We start from the raw sequence: 20,037 nt of genomic DNA, 5'->3' as shown, positions 1-20,037 counted from the left end.
CCCGAGGGATACCCACCTTTTTCAATGCCTGTTTTAGCTTAAAAAAATATTGTGAACGATTCTCTGGCCTATCTACAAAATATTTATTAAATTACCTTGACTAAAAACCAAAAATGAGGCATAATATAAAAGCGACAACGGGTTGTAGCGCAGTTTGGTAGCGCGCCACATTCGGGATGTGGAGGCCGTGGGTTCAAGTCCCGCCAACCCGACCATTGAAAATAAGAGCCCCGCAATGATTTGCGGGGCTTTACTATTTTTACCAGATGTACTTATTTGTATGATTGCTAGCGGAAGCGACCGAAAAACAATAGAGTAGAAGCTTGTAGCTATTGAAATTCGCGGAAAATTAGTGGTTCAAGGAAAGGTTATTGGAGACAATTAAACACGATGCAAATCAAAAAAGCCTTTGGCCTTCAATACTGAAAAGACCAAGGGCTAATTAGTTTAATTGAAAGGTATCAAAAAATTCGCGTAAACTTATGGAACGTCATAAACCAAACGCTACGTACGGTAATGTGAGAGGACGGGGATTAATCACCACTTCCTACTCGACTGCGCCAGTTACTATAAGGGACGCTCGAGAGGAAAGGGGAGAGTTTAAAGAATGTTAGTGTAAAACCCTACGAGATAGAATCTATGATGAAGCCCTGGAACTTATAAAAGATTATTCTTAGTGGGAAATTCACATACCAGGCAGTAACGACTTTTTTTATGCCATAAAAATACAAAAGAAATTTAAAATATCTGTTTGGGATTCTATGATAATAAATTCTGCATTGCCATATAATCTGGTCAGAGGATCTTAATCCTGGCCAGGAATATGAATGTGTAAAAGTGTTATCTCCTTTTCCTTGACAAAAATCCTGCCGTCTGGCAGGATTTTTTCCTTACGCGCCTGGCATGGGTACAGACTCCCGGATGATTAATTTTTAAGTTGCAAAAAAATTTTTATTATAAGAAGGATTTTTTATTTTTTTGCAGAATTATTTTTATGAAAAAAATTTGGCATAAAGGTAAATTTATTTTCAAAATATCTAACAGCCAAAATAATCTCATTGAGGGGAGATAAGATGAAGGAAAAGTTATTAGAAAGATTTATTCCTCTGGTAGATTTCTTTGCTGCTATTGCCGGGCCACACTGTGAGGTTGTTCTTCACGATGTTACCAACGTAGAGAGTTCAATTATTGCAATACGTAACGGTCATATTAGCGGGCGAAAGGTTGGAGGACCGCTTACCGACTTAGGGCTAAAATTTTTAAAAGAAAAATTGTATCAAACACAAGATGCTATGGTTAACTATCCTGCTCGGACAAAAGATGGAAAACCGTTGCGTTCGTCCACTTTTTTTATTAAAGACGATCATGGTGAATTAGTTGGAATGTTATGCGTAAATGTGGATCTTAGTACTGCTTTACAAGCACGTAAATTTATTGACGACTTTATTATGAATATAGACACAGATAAAAAAGCTCAAAAAACTAATTTAAAAGATGAATTTTTGGAAATTACGAACCCATCTTTAGAAGACTTAATGTCATCCCTTATTGAGGAAACTATTAAACAGTTCAACGTTCCGCCGGAGCGGTTGTCACAAGAAGAAAAGATAGAAATTGTCCAAAAATTAAATGATAAAGGCTTCTTTTTATTAAAAGGTGCAGTAACCGAGGTTGCAAAATATCTAAAAACCTCGGAAAGTACAATATACAGGTATCTAAACAACTATAAGAGGAGGGATGAAAAATGAAAGAAGTTATTAGCACCAGCAAAGCGCCACAAGCTATTGGTCCCTATTCTCAGGCCATAAAGGTAAATGGATTTCTATTTGTCTCTGGTCAAATTGGTATTAATCCTCAGACTGGTGAACTTGTAACAGGAGGTGTTGAGGCCCAAACAAAACAGATAATGGAAAACATAAGACAGATTTTATCTGCAGCGGGTATGGAGTTTAGCCATGTGGTTAAAACTACAATTTTTATCACCAATATGGATGACTTTGCCACTGTAAATAAAATTTACAGTGAATATTTTGGGAAAGTTTTTCCGGCACGTTCATGCATAGCTGTTGCTAATTTGCCAAAAGGCGCGCTGGTAGAAGTAGAAGTTGTTGCTTGTAAATAAATTCATTAGAAGGTGAAAATTCATGGTTTCCCTGGAAGAAGTAAAAAAAGCCAGTGAAATTTTAGGCAAAATTGCCCACAAGACACCTCTCGTGTATAATACCACTCTAAGTGAAATGACTGGTAATCATATCTATTTAAAAATGGAAAACTTACAGCGTACTGGTTCATTTAAGTTAAGAGGGGCTTATTATAAAATAGCATGTTTAAGTGAAAGTGAAAAGAAAAGAGGAGTTGTTGCTTCATCTGCAGGCAACCACGCCCAGGGTGTAGCTCTAGCAGCAACCCTGTATGGAATCCGTTCCACTATTGTTATGCCAAGACACGCTCCATTGTCTAAAATAAAGGCTACAAGTCAATATGGAGCAGAGGTAGTATTGCATGGTAACGTTTATGATGATGCCTATGAAGAAGCTAAACGAATTCAGTTAGAAACAAAAGCCACATTCATTCATCCATTTAACGATCCACAGGTTATTGCAGGTCAGGGAACTATAGCTTTGGAGATTTTAGCGGATTTACCAGATGTAGAAGTAGTTGTAGTGCCTATCGGAGGCGGTGGTTTAATTGCAGGAATTGCAGTGGCCATAAAAAACTTAAGACCAGATGTGCAAGTTATTGGTGTTCAAGCTAGAAATATGCCTTCCATGGCAGAGTCATTTGCACGAGGACTACTTATAAATATAAGTGGCACCCCCACAATTGCTGATGGTATTGCAGTTAGAAACCCTGGGGACTTAACTTTTGAAATTGTTAAATATTATGTAGATGATATTGTTACCGTTGATGAAGATGAAATTGCCAGTGCTATTTTGTTTTTGATGGAAAGGGCGAAAACCGTAGCTGAAGGGGCTGGAGCGGTATCCGTTGCAGCTGTTTTAAATCGATTATCTCATTATAAAAAAAGTAAAATTGTAGCAATTGTAAGTGGTGGAAATATTGACGTAAATCTTTTATCGCGCATTATTAACAAAGGTTTAGTAAAGGATGGCCGAAAAATTTTCTTGAATACAGTTATTTCGGACAAGCCAGGAACTCTAAGCCAATTACTCCAGATAATTGCCAGCACAGGAGCCAACGTGTTATCAGTAATCCACAATCGAGAAGCTGTAAATGTCCCACTGGGTTCTGCTCAGGTAGAATTGGAACTTGAAACAGCTGATCCTGAGCAGGTCGAAGAGATTCAAAGACTTTTAAAACAGCACCATTATTTTGTTAATATTTACCCAACACTCACCCCATTAGAAGTATAACGCAAAAATTCAATAATTTGGTACAAGTAGCTAACCGTATTTGGATTTAGTTTAAGTTAGCGAAAAGGCAGGAACGGAAAGATGGATATTTTAGATATTATTGGACCGGTGATGATTGGGCCATCAAGCTCTCATACCGCTGGAGCGGTGAGATTGGGAAAAGTAGGAAGGTTGGTGTTAGGGGAGATACCGCAAAAGGCGAAAATCTTTTTGCACGGCTCTTTTAAGGAAACATACCGTGGGCACGGTACAGACAGGGCGCTAATTGCTGGACTTTTAGGATTTGATACCGATGATTCGCGGATACGGGAGAGTTTAAAAATTGCTGAAGAACGGGGATTAAAGTATGAATTCTTGCCCATAGAACTGCCTGAAGCTCACCCTAATACGGTATATATGGAGTTGACTGGGGCGAAAAATAAAGCTACGATTACCGGAAGTTCTATCGGTGGTGGTGCAGTGTTAATTACCGGTATTAATGGTTATCCTGTAAAAATTACTGCCAAGTACCCAACTTTAGTGGTCCCCCATGCTGACCGTCCAGGAGCAGTTGCCAAGGTAACATCGGTTTTAGCATGGCACGGAATTAACATTGCTCAAATGAGTGTTTCCAGGCAGCAAAAAGGGGCTGAGGCGTTAATGGTCATTGAAACTGACCAGCCGGTTGATGAAGAAACATTATGGGAAATTAAAAGACTTCCAGGGATAAATAGTGGCTTTACCATTCCCCCGCTGTAAGGAGGACGCTATGTATCTTGAATCGATAGAACAATTACTTAGTGAAGCTAAAAAGCTTGGCCAAACCTTAGGAAGGACAGCGTTACTGTTGGAAGCTAAAGACCGGGAAGTTTCGGAGGAAGAATTAATTGCTGTTATGCAAAAAAGAGTTCTGGTGATGAAAGAAGCAATTGCTGATGGCTTTACTGGTAAATCTTCGGTGGGAGGGTTGGTGGGAGGCCAAGCAGTAAAATATAAAAAACAGTTGGATGCAGGTAAGGCATTAGCTGCGGGAGCTTTTGGCAAAGCTATCGCCTACGCCTTAGCTGTAAGTGAAGCCAATGCTTCCATGGGTTTAATTGTGGCGGCTCCTACAGCAGGTTCTGCAGGGGTTTTACCGGGAGTGCTGTTAAGTTTAATGGAAGAGTATAGTATTCCCGAAGAAAAAGTGGTTGAAGGATTATACGCTGCTGGAGCAGTGGGATTAGTTATTGCCCACAAAGCTTCCCTTTCAGGAGCCCAGGGGGGCTGTCAGGCAGAATGTGGTTCGGCGGCGGCGATGGCTGCAGTTTCTGCAGTTGAATTAATGGGAGGCACTCCGGAGCAGGCAGTTCATGCAGGAGCTATAGCTCTAAAAGGAATGCTTGGTTTAGTTTGTGACCCGGTGGCGGGTTTAGTGGAAGTTCCCTGCGTAAAACGAAATGTTGCGGCGGCGGTACAAGCTTTAGCGGCAGCCGATATGGCTTTAGCGGGAATTGCTTCAGTCATTCCTTTCGATGAAGTGATTAGTGCAATGGGAGAGATTGGGCAGATGCTTCCTTTATCTTTAAAGGAAACGGCCCTAGGAGGGCTTGCGGCTACCCCTACAGGTAAAGTTCTTAGTGCTAAAATATTCAAACAAAACCTGATTGCTAATAGGTCATAGTTTCGTAGGTAGTATGATGCAAAATTTTAATAATTGGTATAGTGCTAGATTTACTAAAAACAGCAATGAATAGATAAAGCTTTAGACCACTAAAAAAGCAGGAGGTGATCTTACATTACGGGGCAAAAAATAAAATTAAACTTATCAGTCATTCAGCGATAGCCTAAATGAAGGAGGAAATATATATGATAGAAACTGAAAAAGAATTAACAAGAGGTTTAGAGGCAAGGCACATTGAGCTAATTGCTTTAGGAGGAACTATTGGGGTAGGCTTGTTCATGGGATCAGCAAGTACCTTGAAGTGGGCCGGACCTTCTGTGATTTTAGCATACATTATAGCTGGTATCTTCATATTTATCATAATGCGTGCTATAGGTGAAATGCTTTATAGTGAACCAGTTACTGGTTCTTTTGCAACTTATGCCCATAAGTACATGGGTCCTTTATGGGGTTATCTTACTGCTTGGAGTTACTGGTTTATGTGGGTAGCTGTAGGAATGTCGGAAGTCACAGCTGTAGGCATTTATATGAAATTTTGGTTTCCAGCAATGCCTCAATGGGTACCTGGCTTAATAGCAATTTCGATAGTAGGTATGGCAAACTTAGCTGCAGTTAAGTACTATGGAGAATTTGAATTCTGGTTTGCACTTATTAAAGTGGTGACAATAGTAATAATGATTATTTTAGGAATAGGAATGATCTTTTTCGGACTCAGCAACAATGGTCGCCCCATTGGATTAGAAAATTTATATATTCATGGCGGCTTTTTCCCGAATGGAATAAAAGGATTCCTGTTTGCCCTTTGCCTTGTAGTTGCAGCTTTCCAAGGGGTTGAGTTGGTCGGTGTTACAGCTGGCGAAGCAAAAGACCCACAAAGAACTCTAAAAAAAGCAGTTCAAAATATTACGTGGCGAATACTAATCTTTTATGTTGGTGCTATTTTTGTTATCGTCGCACTTTATCCCTGGAATAAGTTGGGAACCATAGGTAGCCCATTTGTTTTGACCTTTGCTAAAGTAGGTATTCCTGCTGCAGCAAGTATCATAAACTTTGTAGTTTTAACTGCTGCCTTATCTGGCTGCAACAGTGGTATTTATAGTTCTGCAAGAATGTTATATACTTTAAGCCAAAATGGCCAAGCTCCAAAATTTTTAGCCAAGGTATCTCCTTCTGGGGTACCTGTCAATAGCCTTTTAGTAACAATAGTTTGTTTGCTAATTGGAGTAGTTTTGAACTATATTGCTCCACCAAAACTTTTTGTATACATTTACAGTGCTAGCGTATTACCGGGTATGATGCCTTGGTTTGTAATTCTTATTAGTCAGCTTAAATTTAGAAAACTTAAAGATAATGAAATAAAAAATCACCCATTTAAAGCTCCACTTTCACCTTACAGCAATTATCTTACTATTATCTTCTTAGTACTAGTATTAGTTGGCATGTGGTTCAATAGCGATACTAGACTATCGCTAATAATTGGAGCAGCGTTTATGGCACTAGTTGTTGCAAGTTACTATATTTTTGGAATAGGTAAAAAACGAGCTTCATAGGTAACAAGGAAGTAAACAAGAATAAAATAAGAACCTATCTAAATCACCGCAGAAGATTTCTTGCGGTGATTTTTTAATACCTCAACAAAGGTGATTTCTTTGTTGAAGTATCATACTTTACCTGTCAATATCTCGAGAATAGGTAATTATTTTGAGAAAATGTCACTTAAGATTAACCGGGAGAGGAAATGATAGCTGACTATGCTTGGCAACGTCAAGGGTAAACATAGCGGCAAAAAGCAGCCGCCCTTGACATTGCCAGCGCTATCAGCCTGGTTAGCAATTAGTCCGGTTAATGAATTAATATGGCAAGGCCATTAAACATATTTTGATAAGAAAATATCTTCAAGCATTTTTAGGATATCCCTATAACTATTTTCAAAAGTAACATTTTTGATAAGTTTATGGCCGTATTTGTAGTAATGGGAATCAGGGGAAACTAGGGCTTATTCTTTTTAATTTCAGAAGGCTTTTCAGAGCCTTTAGAAGGCCTCTTATTGATAAATCTAAGGGTATCATAGACAACACCATTATAACGAGCTTTCAAGCCAATCCCGGGCTAATAAGAACCTCAATCTTGGTTTTTGGTGGGAAGGTAGGTAGTTTCCTGTTGAGCAGGTTTTCTGCCTTTATTTTTATGGGTCAGGAACGCAGGACCTTCATTTAGTACCCACTTTTTTAGCTTGAGAATTTGACGTTCACTGAACTCAAGACATAAAGTTGCTTCTTTCACAGTAATGTGGCCATCAATTAATTTGGTAACATACATGACATTTTATCACGATAATTTACATAGTAACATTATCACAAGATAATAACATTTAAGAGAATCTATTTATTGACATTAAAACCTTAAAAATAGTAAAATTAGGTTCAGAGTTAATGGTAATTTATTGAAAATTCTAAATATGGAGGCGAGAGCGTGAAACTACTAATCATGGGCCCTCCGGGGGCTGGAAAAGGAACCCAGGCAGAAAAAATTGTTAAAGAATTTGGTATCGTCCACATTTCCACCGGCGATATGTTCCGGGCAGCCTTAAAAAATCAAACACCCCTGGGCTTAAAAGCAAAAGAATATATGGATAAAGGTGAACTTGTACCCGATGAAGTGGTAATTGCCATGGTCGAAGAACGAATCTCAGAGCCTGATTGCGAAAAAGGTTTTCTCCTAGATGGATTTCCAAGGACCATTCCGCAAGCCGAAGTGCTGGACAAAAAGCTTGCGGAGATGGGAATAACCTTGGATGGAGTTATCAATATTGAAGTTCCGCGAGATGAATTAATTATACGGTTAACCGGTCGGAGGGTTTGCCGCCAATGCGGGGCAACCTATCATGTTAAGTTCAATCCTCCTAAAGTAGAAGGAGTTTGTGATGCGTGTGGTGGAGAACTTTATCAAAGAAGCGATGATTCTTTAGAAACAGTTACCAACCGCCTTGATGTTTATGACGCCCAAACTGCACCTTTAAAGGAATATTACGCAAAAACCGGTTTATTAATTAATATTGATGGAACTAAATCCATAGGAGAAGTTTTTGAATCAATTAAAAATGCGCTATAAAAATAAACTCTCCCTTTGGGGGAGAGTTTTTTTAAAAGGAAGGTAAAATATGCCTTATCGGGAACTAGCAAGTTTTTATGATTTATTGTTAGGTGGAGTGCCAGGAGAGTACTGGGTAGGGTTAATTGAAGATTTGTTAAACCGCTGGAACTATAAAGTTCGGACCATTGCGGAATTAGGCTGCGGTACTGGAGTGATTTTAGAAAAGCTTGCGACACAGGGATATCAGTTATATGGAGTTGATATTAGCCCGGAAATGCTGGCAGTTGCTCAAACCAAAAAAATAAAAAATACCCGTTTTCTTTTCCAAGATATTGTAAATTTAAAACTGCCCGAAAAAGTAGATCTCATTTTTGCTTTTCATGATTGCCTTAACTACCTAAAATCAAAAGAAAATTTATATAAGTGTTTTTACCAAGTAAAAAATAACTTAAAAGAGCAAGGATTATTTTATTTTGACCTAAATCGCTTAGAATGGCTTTTAGATTTAGATATTAAGCCTGGCGAACTTATTTTAGATAATATAATATTAAATTGGACAGGCAAATTTAGTAATGATAAATTTTTAATTGAGCTTAGAATTTTTAACCGAGTTTGTGAAAAAGCTTCGTATGAACAGCACGAGCTTTCCCTTTTTCAACCAGAGGAAGTTTTAAAATTTCTTTCTGACTTAAATTTTTCCGTTTTATCGGTAAACCATACAGCTACCAGAAGTTTTTATCTGGCAGTAAAAGGAGTCGATGGTAATGAACGTTGAGATAGCATATATTGGCGGTTCAAGTACCTTGGGAATAGGATTTCCGGAAAAATTTTTACCTTCTAATGTTAAATTTCTTAAAGAAGAAATCTTTACAACCCCTTATGGTCAATCTCCAAAAATGTATTTCTTAGAAGTAAGCTCAAAAAAAGTAGTTCATGTAAAAATGCACGGCTGGCGTCCTGGTGTTTCCAGACGGGATGCTTCCTTACAGGTATTTTGGGTATTTAAAAAATTAGGAGTTAAGAAAATATTTTCCGAAGGAGGAGCGGGAGCAGTCAATCATTTGTTAGAACTTAGGGATTATTTGATTCCAACGGATTACCTGGATTTTACCATGCGCAAAGATGTACATTTAACCAATGACTACCTTTTAATTATGCGAAAACCTACTTGTCCTGAAATAAATCAAGCTTTATATAAAAGCGCCCTGACCTATGCTAAAGGTAAGGTGTTTCGAAGGGGAATATATGCCTGTACCGATGGCCGCCACTTTGAAAGTGTAGCAGAAGTTGCCTTTTTAAAAAATTCGGGAGCAGATGTGATTGGCCAGAGCATGGTACCTGAAGTATATCTGGCCAGGGAGATTGGAGCCTGCTACGGCCGAATTGATTTAGTAGTTAACTATGCCGAAGGAATTATCAAAGAGTGGGAACACGATGATTTAAAAGATATTTATCATAACGATGCCAAAACTAACTTGCAGATAATTATTGATGCCATAATAAACTTTAAACCCCAAAACACCTGCGAATGTAAAGAGTTAAGAAAGGAAACTTTATTAAAACTTGATTGAAATTTCCATTTAATAAAAGGCAGGTAATTTGGTATTAGTGTCGAATTTTATAAACAAGCTTTTTAGCTTGTTATTTTTTTAAGGAGGATAATGATGGGTATAACCATCAAGGAAGTTTCCAAGATATCAGGAGTATATGGCCAGCAAGGAGAAGAAAAAGTAGCCGAAGTATTAAAAGAACACTTACCTGATGGTTATAAGATTATAAATTCTTACCGTTTAAATTACCAAGGAGACAGTTGGGATATTGACCATCTTGTCATTGGCCCTAATGGAATTTTTGTAATTGAAACAAAAAATATGCGAGGCCGCGTTTTTGGCGGAGCTATGGGTAATTGGTGGCAGGAAAAATGGGTTGGAAGACAAAGGGAAAAGGTAAAAATAGGCAATCCTGCAGCTCAGGTAAATCATTATGCTAAAATTGTCAAAGAGTTTTTGAGGCTTTACTTCCCTGAAGAACAGCCCAGGATCTTGGTTTATCCCATTGTTGTTTTTGCCCATGAAGATGCCGATTTTACCCAGCTTCGTTTTACCCGCCCAGGCAGAATTGGTAAAACCAAAATTTTGAGTCTATATGAACTTCCAGCCTTTATTTTAAGCAGGGAAGAAGTTTCGTATGACCTGGAATTTATTGATAAAGCTATCAATGTATTGATTCCTGAAGATGAGCGGGAAAAAACCGGTATGTTTAAAACCGGTCTTTATTACCAAAACCTTCAAGAACAGTTTTCCCGTCGCTATAAGTTAGAAGACCTTATTGGCGAAGGTAAATTTAGCAAAGTATACTGGGCTTATGATAATAAGTTAGATCGTGAAGTAGCTGTTAAAGAAATTATTTTAACAGACTTACCAAGAGAACTTAAAGATAAAATTTATAATGAAGCCCAGTTACTGGCTAAAATCAATCACGAAAACATTGTAAAACTTTACGATACTTTTTATTTAGATGATAAAATTTATCTTATAATTGAATTAGTTCAGGGTAAAACCCTAGCAGAATATGTTGAAGAAAAAGGCGGGATGCTTTCCGTTAAAAAAGCAATTAATATCATAATTCAAATTGCCCGGGCTATTTCTTATATTCACCAGCATAATATTATTCACCGCGATTTGAAACCAGAAAACATTTTAATTTCAACCGAAGATACAGTGAAAATTACTGATTTCGGTATTGCCCAGCTGGACGAAGATGAAAAAGAGGAAGGTTTTATTTTAGGGACTCCCGTGGTCATGGCTCCAGAACAAATACTGGGAACGGGAATTGATCAACGCACCGATATCTTTGCAATCGGATGTATATTTTATTATTTATTAACCGGTCAATATCCTTTTTCCGGCAGTAATTTTTCTGAATTAAGCTATAACGTTTTACATTTTGAGCCTGAACCAATTAAATTTTTTAATAACAAAGGCAATTTAGAAATAGAAAGAATTATCTTAAAATGTTTGGAAAAAAATCCTGAAAACCGTTATAAAAATGTAAGTGAATTATTACAAGATTTACTAAAATACCAGGAGCAAAAAGGTTTTAAGTTAGTATTTAATAAAAAAACAATACTAAAAATAGCTCTAATAAGTTTTATAATAATTTTCTTGTACCTTTTTACTGTAGGAACCAGTAAACAAAATGAAAATAACATTCCTGTTTCCATAAATGAAATATTAAACAAAGAGCAAATTACCATTACAAATGATAATTTTGCTCAAGTTTTTACCAATAATTATTTGGCTGGGGCAAGGGTAAAAATAACAGGAAGAATTCTCGACGTAATTGGTGCTCAAAATAGTCGCACTTTATGCTATTTTTTATTAGAACCACCCCCCCAAAAAGCAGATAATAAGCTCATTATAGCTCTTTCGCTTGATCCCTTTACAATCTATAATAGTTCTAAATATTATCAGTTGGAGGGTTTTCTAGCTTATTCCTCTTTAGTTGAAAACGGAGCAGCCAAGCCCGTGGTTATAGCAGAAAAAATTAAAATAGTTGAACCATGGCTTTTATTTGATCCCCCAATAAAAACAGTAGAAGTTCACCAAACAATAAAAAGAAAGGACAAGGAAATTATTTTTGAAAAGATCGAGTTTGGCAAAAATGAAACCCGACTTTTTTTTACTTTAAAAAATCTTTCCAACTATCCTGTAACTTTTAATTTGTTAGAACCAAGAGCTAGTCAAAAAGATCGCTTTTATATCGAAGCTTTATATCAAAACCGTGATTATCCAAAATTAAAGGAGCAGTTAGCACCAAAAGAAATAGTGAGCGGGATAGTGGTTTTAGAAAAAATGGATTACCAAATTAAGGAGGCGGTATTCTTCCTGGGCCTAACTATGGCTGGAGAAGAACCATATATATTTCATGTGAGGTGGGGAGATGAAAATACTGGGAATTAGTTTTTCAGCCAGGGATAAAGGCAATACCGATATCCTGGTGAACACGGCGCTGCGGGGGGCAGCATCGGTAGGGGCGTCTATTGAATTTATTAAAGCCAAAGATTTAAACATTGAAAACTGTCGTGGTTGCTTAAGTTGCGTTTACAAAGGAAAATGTCCAATCAGTGATGACCTCTATAAGTTTATCGAACTGGTTAAAAGTGCTAACGGCATTGTAGCAGGTGCCCCAACCTATCTTTTTGGTCCTATTGGAAAAGTAAAAACAATGACTGACCGAAGTCTTGCTATCTCTCATTTTCTAGAAAAGATAGATCCAGAAAAAAAGTTTGGGATAACAATTAGCGTTGCCGGAAATCCCCTATGGAACCCCTTGGGCAGTGAAATTCTTAATCAGTTTATTTTAAGTTACGGTTTTAGTCTTTATGACTTCCTTGCCGGTTATGCTCCCGGACCGGGAGAAGTATTATTAAATGATGAATTATTAGAAAACACCTACCGGCTTGGCAAGGAGCTGGTTTTAGCTCTAAGAAAGGAAAAAGAACCACCTAAAGCTCAGGAAAATCAGTGCCCTTACTGCAAAAGTCGCTTAGTTAAGTTTGAAGAAGGAAAAATTTATTGTGCGATTTGCCTGGCCCCGGCAGAAATTCGCGATGGTAAACTATCTTTTGCTGCAAATTACGAACCTTTTTGGACAAAAAATCATCGAATAAATCATATTAATGATTGGATTATACCCTCGCGGGATCGTTTTTTAAGCAAAATAAAAGATATTAAAGAAAAAGCAAAACAGCTTAATATTTAATTTATTTCCTTTGGTATTTGTATCTCATATGTTTCGTTATCTAGAGTTTTATGCTGTCCTAAAGTTTTTAAATAGCCATGGTCAACTAATTCTTTACTTACTTCGTAAAAACTATCTCTTTTATATTCTGGTAAAGAACGAACAAAACGGGTTATTTCCTTGGGTTTCTTTAAAGGCTTAAATTTTACACCGCCAAACTTTAAAAAATGATAACGAGCCACAAACATTCACCTCGCTAAAATATTTAAAAATAATTTTAAATTACTTAAAAAACAGAAAAACCTCGCCCAAGCGAGGTTTAATTTTTATGGCAGGGGAGACAGGACTCGAACCCGCAGCCCTCGGTTTTGGAGACCGATGCTCTACCAATTGAGCTACTCCCCTACAACTCCACTGCACAATTATTATAAGAAAAAAATATACTGTCGTCAAGAAGACAAAAGCAGTTTTGCGGGTAGAAATTTGCGCCTTTATGTTATACGATTATAATATACAAAATAAAATATAGTTAAAAAGTCTTTTGGAGGTAAAAAGATGAAAATAGGAGTTATTTGCGGTGGAATTTCTTCCGAAAGGGAAATTTCCTTGCGTACCGGCGAGGCAATTTTTAATGCGCTAGTAAAGAAAGGATATAATGCAGTAAAAATAGATATGAATAGAAATATAGCCGAAATTTTAAAAAAGGAAAAAATTGATTTTGCTTTTATTGCCCTTCACGGAAAATATGGGGAAGATGGAACAATTCAGGGTTTGCTTGAAATAATGGGTATTCCTTATACAGGTTCGGGAGTACTTGCTAGTAGTTTAGCCATAGATAAGATAATGACTAAAAAAGTTTTACTGGCTGAAGGGATTCCTACCCCTCGATACATTACTCTCAATAGCCAGGAATATTCCAGTATCAAATCTCTCCACCAAGAAATAATACAAAATTTAAGGCTTCCATTTGTTTTAAAGGCTCCCCGGGAAGGGTCTACCATCGGAATTGAATTTGTTTTTAGTGAGCAAGAGCTCCCTGGAGCGATAGAAAGGGTATTGCAGCACGACCATCAGATTTTGGTAGAAGAGTTTATTTCGGGAATAGAAATAACTGCTTCAGTTTTAGGTAACGATGAACCCGTGGTTTTACCATTAATTGAAATTGTCAGTAAAACTCGTTTTTACGATTATGAAGCTAAATACACCCCAGGCCTTAGTGACCACATAATTCCCCCAAGGATTTCACACGAATTAAATTTAAAAATTACAGACCTTGCCCTTAAAACATATAAAGCGTTAGGCTGTCAGGGATTTGCCCGGGTAGATTTTATGGTCGATGTGCAAAATCACGAAGCTTATGTCCTGGAAGTAAACACCATCCCTGGAATGACCGCCACTAGCCTTTTTCCCGATGCTGCTCGGGCCAAAGGCATAAGTTTTGAAGATTTGGTAGAGAAAATCTTAATGCTTGGCTTAGAAAGGAGGAAAAAATAAGAAGGAAATATGAAAACATTGTTTAATCTAATCGCAGAAATTGATCATCACGGTTATAAAGCATACAGTCGCTTAAAAGGTAGCTATTACTTTCCTAACTTTATTCTAAGCTTTCTTAAAATTCAAGGAGATCCTTTTGCTCCACCAAGCATTGCTCAAATTAGGTTACAAGAAAGCCAGCATAAATATCCAGCAAAATACTTACAAAAAAATATTGAAGTTCCCTTCGGCGATTTTATTCTTGAACGATTTCATGAAGGTTTAACCAGTTTACTCCCCAAAATATCCGGTTCAGGGAACAGCGGTTTAATTTATGTAAGCCGTAACGGCCAGCAACTTTTAAAAAGATCCAGCTTTTTACTTTCTGGCAAAGACATTGTAATAAATTTTAATATTGGGCTTCCTGCCGAAGGCAGAAGAATAAAAGGTCAAGCTTTCATAAAAATGCTTCAATCTCTGCAAGATCTTGTTCAGAAATTTGTTATTTACCAACCAGGTTATGAAGCAAAACTTCAAAACCAGGTAAACCTTTATTTAGATCAAGAATACCTTCGTTCTTACCTCAGGGAAAACGGATATGTTGCTTTTATTGCTGATGGCGCAATACTTCCCCGGGCTTCAGGGCAATCGGAAAAACCATTGAAAACTGCTATACCTTTTCGATCACCCGAAAGCATGCGGATTACCATTGACTTACCCTTTAGCGGAAAAATAACCGGGATGGCTATTCCCAAAGGAATAACTGTTATTATTGGGGGTGGTTTTCATGGCAAATCTACCCTGTTAAAAGCTTTAGAGCGGGGAGTATATAACCATCGCCGGGGTGATGGACGGGAATTGGTGATAACAGACAATACTGCTGTAAAAATTAGGGCAGAAGATGGTAGAGTAATTAATCATGTTGATATTTCACCCTTTATTGGTACCCTTCCTCAAGGAGTAGATACAAAAAGTTTTTCTACCCTTAATGCCAGCGGGAGCACATCGCAAGCAGCTAACGTAATTGAAGCCCTTGAAGCGGGAGCAAAATTACTCCTTTTTGACGAAGACGTGAGTGCTACTAATTTTCTTTTAAGAGACAAGCTAATGGAAAAGCTGGTAGAAAAAGAGCCAATAACCCCATTTTTAAAAATGTGTAAAAATCTCTATAACAATCTAGAAGTTTCTACTATTTTAGTTGTCGGCAGCCTTTCGGATTATCTCAAAATTGCCGATAAGGTAATATTAATGGAAGAATATATCCCCCGGGAAATAACTTCTAAAGCCCATTTATATACCGGTAAGGAAACACTGGAAGCAAGTTTAAGTTTTAATGTAAAACCGCGGGAAATTAAAAAATGGCAAAAGTCGTACTCTAAAGTTAAAGCCAAAGATCAGTTTACACTTCAATTAGAAAAAGATATGTATTTAAATCTTCGTTATTTAGAACAGCTTTGTGATTATGGACAAGCAGCTTTTTTAGCTAGGATGATAAAATATTTAGGAGAAAATCAAATAAAGGGTAAATTAAAAGATGTTGCTTACAATATTTGGTATGAAATTAACTCTGAAGGTTTTGCAAGATTTGGGGTTGATCCCAGTTTTGCCTTACCAAGGTGGCAAGAAATGATTTTTATTTTAAACAGAATACCAGGCATATTAATTACCTACTAGGAGAGTGAAAAAATGGAATTTACTTGTATTATTTGTGGAAAAAAGGTTACCTTAAATTTAATAATTGATGAAGACGATGATTTAGTGGTTAAGCCTTCTAATATCCAAATTTGTGACCTTTGCAAAAAAAAGTTGCAAAAAGAAGCCGAAGATAGTGGAAAGCCAGTAAAACCGATTGGTTAATTTTTAAGGGGGTAAAAAGCATGGCTATAGGTATCTTAACCGGCGGTGGAGATTGCCCAGGTTTAAACGCTGTTATCCGTGCACTGGTGAAAAGTTTTTATCAAAAACTACCTGGAGAAAAAGTTATAGGCTTTTTAGATGGTTTTCGTGGTTTAATTGATAATAAAAGTGTTAATCTTAAAACTCAAGATGTGGTGGGTTTACTTCCAAAGGGTGGTACTATCTTAGGAACATCCAATAGGGATAACCCTTTTAAATTTCCCGTCATGGTAAATGGTAAGTTGGAATTTCAAGATGTGAGCGACACTGTAATTGCTAATTTACAAAAACATAATATTGAAGTTTTATTTGTAATCGGCGGCGATGGCTCCCTCTCAATTGCCCATGAACTTTCCCTAAAGGGAGTAAAGGTAATAGGCATCCCCAAAACAATTGATAACGATTTAGAAGCAACGGAATTTACTTTTGGTTTTGATAGCGCGGTCCGAACTGCAACTAAAGCCCTTGATATGTTACATACTACTGCTGAGTCCCATCACCGGATTATGGTTTTAGAAGTAATGGGGCGTTATGCCGGGTGGATTGCTTTGTATTCAGGCTTAGCTGGTGGTGCCGATGTTATCTTAATTCCGGAAATACCTTTTAACTGGGAGTCGGTGTGTCGTAAAATTCAAAAACGTAAAGCAGAAGGAAAGCATTTTTCCATTGTTGTGGTAGCCGAAGGAGCTCACGCTCAAGGTGGCGAACGGATAGTAGCAAAATATATTAAGGAAAGTACCGACCCGGTACGTTTAGGAGGAATTGGTCAGGTAGTTGCCGAACATTTAAGTAATTGTACCGGTTTAGAAAGCCGGGTAACAGTTTTAGGACACTTACAGCGGGGAGGCGGTCCTACACCTTTTGACCGGATTCTTGCTACCCGCTTTGGCGTCGCAGCAGTCAATGCCTGGCTTGCAGGTAAATACAATGTAATGGTGGCTCTTCAAGGAGGTAAAATTACTGCTGTACCTATAAGTGAAGGGATTAAGAAATTAAAACTTGTACCATTAGATTCAGAAATAATAATGACTGCTAAAGCAACTGGAATTAGTTTTGGAGATGACTAAAATTAAAATATGTAATTATATGTTTACAATATGTAAAGTATTGTAGACAAAGTGGTTATTTTTATAATCACATTTTTTAATGTTTTTATTGGCATAAGTATTGCTAATAATCATAATTGTTTGAAAAATTAAAATTTAAGGGGGATGGAGAATGGATTTTAGACTATCCGATGAGCACGAATTATTAAGGCAGACTGTTAGGGAATTTGCAGAAAAGGAGGTTTTGCCTACCGCCGCGGAAAGAGACGAGGAAGAACGGTTTGACCGCGAAATATTTAACAAAATGGCTGAATTAGGTCTTACGGGGATCCCTTGGCCAGAAGAATATGGCGGTGCCGGAATGGATTATCTTGCTTACGCTATAGCAGTAGAAGAGCTTTCACGCGTCTGTGCCTCAACGGGGGTGACCCTATCAGCTCATGTTTCTTTAGGAAGTTTTCCCATTTTTAAGTACGGTACAGAAGAACAAAAACAAAAATATTTAAAACCTTTGGCTTTAGGGGAAAAAATTGGCGCTTTTGGCTTAACTGAACCATCTGCAGGAAGCGACGCCGGTTCACTAAAGACAACTGCAGTACGCGATGGTGATTATTACGTTTTAAACGGGTCCAAAATTTTCATAACCAATGCCGGAGAAGCCGAAATTTATGTAGTTTTTGCTACTGTTGATAAAACTAAAGGTCATAAAGGCATTTCGGCCTTTATTGTAGAGAAGGGAACACCTGGATTTTCTTTTGGTAAAAAAGAAAAGAAGATGGGCATACGTTCCTCCCCGACGGTTGAGTTGATTTTTGATAATTGCCGGATTCCTAAAGAAAATTTATTAGGAGAGGAAGGTCAAGGATTTAAAATTGCCCTTTCCACTTTAGATGGGGGACGAATTGGTATAGCTGCCCAAGCACTTGGAATTGCGCAGGGAGCTTACGAAGCTGCAATCAAATATGCAAAAGAAAGAACCCAATTTGGCAAATCCATAGCGGAGTTTCAGGGAGTAAGTTTTGCCCTTGCCGATATGGCTACTAAAATTCAAGCAGCTAGATTCTTGGTTTATCATGCCGCCTGGCTTGAATCCAATCATTTACCCCATGGAAAAGCTGCAGCAATGGCCAAACTATTTGCATCAGAAACGGCAATGGACGTTACCACCAAGGCCGTTCAAATATTTGGCGGTTATGGATATACTCGGGAATATCCGGTAGAACGGATGATGAGAGACGCAAAAATTACCGAAATTTATGAAGGTACTAGCGAAGTACAACGAATAGTGATTTCATCCTATATTTTAAAGGAATTTTAAAAATAATGTTGTTAAGCCAAACCAATTAAAGGAGGAAATCAATGACAAAAAAATATCTCGCAGAATATCAGCAAAAATTAACAGATGTAAATCATGCCTTAACGTTAATAAAAAATAATGATAACATTTTTGTTTCCCTTGGAGCAGCTGAACCTTTAACACTCCTTGAGGGTTTGGGAGTAAAAGCTCAATATTTAAAGGGAGTTAAAATATTTCAAATTTTACCACTTCACGCTTCTTCGTATCTTAAACCTGAATTAAGCGCTAATGTTAAACATATATCTATGTTTGTTGGACATCCAGTTAGAGAATTAGTTAGCATGGGTTATGCTGAGGTATTACCTTGCCATTTTCACGATATACCACGACTTATTAAGGACTGCTTACAGGTAGATGTATTTATGACTACTGTTTCGCCAATGGATGAGCATGGTTACTTTAGTTTAGGAGTGTCGGTAGATTATTCACTATCAGCCTTAAAAAAAGCAAAAGTGGTAATTTTAGAAGTTAATCCTAATATGCCAAGAACTTTAGGTCAAGGATTCGTTCATATTTCCGAAGTCGATTTTTTGGTAGAAAGCAGTAGACCTCTTCCGGAAATTGCCATTGATGAACTTAAACCAGAAGATTTTCGGATTGGCGAGTACATTGCCGAATTAGTGGATGACGAATCCACAATTCAACTTGGTATCGGCACAATTCCCAATGCGGTTGCAAAATTGTTAAAGGGCAAAAAAAATTTAGGGATTCACACAGAAATGATCACCGATAGCATGGTGGATTTAGTGGAAGCCGGAGTTATTACCGGTAGTGCCAAGTCCCTCCATCCTTATAAAATAATTGGGACATTTGCCTTAGGTACGAAAAGGCTTTACAAATTTTTAGATAACAACCCAATGATAGAGATGTATCCGGTTTCCTATACCAATGACCCCTGGATTATTGGCCAAAATAAAAAAATGGTTTCGATAAATACTACAATTGAAGTTGATTTATGGGGACAATGTGCTTCCGAAAGTATTGGTACAAAAATTTACAGCGGCACCGGTGGCCAGGCAGATTTTGCCCGAGGAGTTTTGTATTCTCCTGGTGGTAAAGGTATTATTGCCCTGTACTCTACTGCTAAGAATGGACAAATTTCAAAGATCGTACCTACCCTAAAACCTGGGGCTTTAGTGACCACGTCAAAAAATGATGTTGATTATGTGGTAACCGAATTTGGGGTTGCCAAACTTAGAGGTAAAACATACCGCGAAAGGGCAAAGGCATTAATAAACATTGCCCATCCCAATTTTCGGGATGAACTTAGGTTTCAAGCAGAAAAAATAGGTATCTTATAAAAGCTTATTTAATTGTGGGGAGGGATATTTTATGAAGCTGGTAGTTCTATTAAAGCAGACCTTTGATACCGAAGCAAAAATCGTCTTAAAGGATGGGAAAGTTGATGACAGT

At 37.5% G+C, this 20,037-nt stretch carries 18 protein-coding genes and 2 tRNA genes; 18 read left to right on the top strand and 2 right to left on the bottom strand.

Annotation, left to right across the window (positions count from 1 at the left end; all coding sequences use genetic code 11):
- The first annotated feature begins 138 nt into the window (after positions 1-138).
- The 12 genes from cpu_RS11945 to cpu_RS11885 all read left to right on the top strand — a co-directional run bounded on the left by cpu_RS11945 (position 139) and on the right by cpu_RS11885 (position 12,873).
- Positions 139-215 (top strand) — tRNA-Pro (locus cpu_RS11945).
- A gap of 858 nt (positions 216-1,073) precedes the next feature.
- Positions 1,074-1,748 carry a helix-turn-helix transcriptional regulator gene (locus cpu_RS11940; RefSeq protein ID WP_075860217.1) on the top strand — a complete coding sequence of 225 codons (675 nt, stop codon included), beginning with the start codon at positions 1,074-1,076 and terminating at the stop codon, positions 1,746-1,748.
- Complete coding sequence (locus cpu_RS11935) at positions 1,745-2,122, top strand: RidA family protein (protein ID WP_075860216.1); 378 nt, start codon at positions 1,745-1,747, stop codon at positions 2,120-2,122. The genes cpu_RS11940 and cpu_RS11935 overlap by 4 nt, the downstream gene beginning before the upstream one ends.
- Before the next feature lie 22 nt (positions 2,123-2,144).
- Entirely contained in the window at positions 2,145-3,374 is a 1,230-nt protein-coding gene (gene ilvA / locus cpu_RS11930; RefSeq protein ID WP_075860215.1) for a threonine ammonia-lyase, read from the top strand.
- 81 nt (positions 3,375-3,455) lie between these two features.
- Entirely contained in the window at positions 3,456-4,112 is a 657-nt protein-coding gene (sdaAB, locus tag cpu_RS11925; RefSeq protein WP_075860214.1) for an L-serine ammonia-lyase, iron-sulfur-dependent subunit beta, read from the top strand.
- 10 nt (positions 4,113-4,122) lie between these two features.
- A complete protein-coding gene (gene sdaAA, locus cpu_RS11920) occupies positions 4,123-5,016 on the top strand; it encodes an L-serine ammonia-lyase, iron-sulfur-dependent, subunit alpha (RefSeq protein WP_075860213.1) in 894 nt (297 codons plus the stop codon).
- Between the two features lie 185 nt (positions 5,017-5,201).
- On the top strand, positions 5,202-6,566 hold the full coding sequence (locus cpu_RS11915; RefSeq protein WP_075860212.1) for an amino acid permease: 1,365 nt from the start codon (positions 5,202-5,204) through the stop codon (positions 6,564-6,566).
- 922 nt (positions 6,567-7,488) lie between these two features.
- Complete coding sequence (locus tag cpu_RS11905) at positions 7,489-8,127, top strand: adenylate kinase (protein ID WP_075860210.1); 639 nt, start codon at positions 7,489-7,491, stop codon at positions 8,125-8,127.
- A gap of 49 nt (positions 8,128-8,176) precedes the next feature.
- Positions 8,177-8,884: a class I SAM-dependent DNA methyltransferase gene (locus cpu_RS11900; RefSeq protein ID WP_075860209.1), complete on the top strand. Its 708-nt coding sequence runs from the start codon at positions 8,177-8,179 to the stop codon at positions 8,882-8,884.
- The gene (locus tag cpu_RS11895) at positions 8,874-9,680 is read left to right on the top strand and encodes an MTAP family purine nucleoside phosphorylase (RefSeq protein WP_200800692.1); all 807 of its coding nucleotides are present in this window, start codon (positions 8,874-8,876) and stop codon (positions 9,678-9,680) included. Before cpu_RS11900 ends, cpu_RS11895 begins: the two co-directional genes overlap by 11 nt.
- A 93-nt stretch (positions 9,681-9,773) precedes the next feature.
- Positions 9,774-12,071, top strand: coding sequence for a protein kinase domain-containing protein (locus cpu_RS11890; RefSeq protein WP_075860207.1), 2,298 nt, complete (start codon positions 9,774-9,776; stop codon positions 12,069-12,071).
- Entirely contained in the window at positions 12,052-12,873 is an 822-nt protein-coding gene (locus cpu_RS11885; protein ID WP_075860206.1) for an NAD(P)H-dependent oxidoreductase, read from the top strand. The genes cpu_RS11890 and cpu_RS11885 overlap by 20 nt, the downstream gene beginning before the upstream one ends.
- Here the strand turns inward: cpu_RS11885 and cpu_RS11880 are convergent.
- Entirely contained in the window at positions 12,870-13,094 is a 225-nt protein-coding gene (locus tag cpu_RS11880) for a hypothetical protein (RefSeq protein ID WP_077177344.1), read from the bottom strand. The two genes, cpu_RS11885 and cpu_RS11880, sit on opposite strands and share 4 nt — an antisense overlap.
- Before the next feature lie 87 nt (positions 13,095-13,181).
- A tRNA-Trp gene (locus tag cpu_RS11875) sits at positions 13,182-13,257 on the bottom strand.
- A gap of 150 nt (positions 13,258-13,407) precedes the next feature.
- Between cpu_RS11875 and cpu_RS13395 the strand changes: the two genes are divergently transcribed.
- From cpu_RS13395 to cpu_RS11855, 6 genes are all read left to right on the top strand, one after another.
- Entirely contained in the window at positions 13,408-14,346 is a 939-nt protein-coding gene (locus cpu_RS13395; RefSeq protein WP_077177343.1) for a D-alanine--D-alanine ligase, read from the top strand.
- Positions 14,347-14,364: 18 nt separating this feature from the next.
- Positions 14,365-15,999, top strand: a complete 1,635-nt coding sequence (locus tag cpu_RS13390; RefSeq protein WP_234970250.1) for an ABC-ATPase domain-containing protein — start codon at positions 14,365-14,367, stop codon at positions 15,997-15,999.
- 12 nt (positions 16,000-16,011) lie between these two features.
- Positions 16,012-16,182, top strand: a complete 171-nt coding sequence (locus tag cpu_RS13710) for a hypothetical protein (RefSeq protein WP_159434013.1) — start codon at positions 16,012-16,014, stop codon at positions 16,180-16,182.
- A 20-nt stretch (positions 16,183-16,202) separates the two neighbouring features.
- Positions 16,203-17,288, top strand: coding sequence for a 6-phosphofructokinase (locus cpu_RS11865; protein WP_075860204.1), 1,086 nt, complete (start codon positions 16,203-16,205; stop codon positions 17,286-17,288).
- Positions 17,289-17,439: 151 nt separating this feature from the next.
- On the top strand, positions 17,440-18,585 hold the full coding sequence (locus cpu_RS11860; protein WP_075860203.1) for an acyl-CoA dehydrogenase: 1,146 nt from the start codon (positions 17,440-17,442) through the stop codon (positions 18,583-18,585).
- Between the two features lie 41 nt (positions 18,586-18,626).
- Positions 18,627-19,925 (top strand): acetyl-CoA hydrolase/transferase family protein, encoded by a 1,299-nt coding sequence (locus tag cpu_RS11855; protein WP_075860202.1) that lies wholly within the window; start codon positions 18,627-18,629, stop codon positions 19,923-19,925.
- Positions 19,926-20,037: the final 112 nt, after the last annotated feature.

The organism is Carboxydothermus pertinax, assembly GCF_001950255.1.
GTDB classification, from domain to species: domain Bacteria; phylum Bacillota; class Z-2901; order Carboxydothermales; family Carboxydothermaceae; genus Carboxydothermus; species Carboxydothermus pertinax.
Note: the sequence above shows the minus strand (reverse complement) of the source record. Positions and strands in the feature narration are given on the sequence as shown.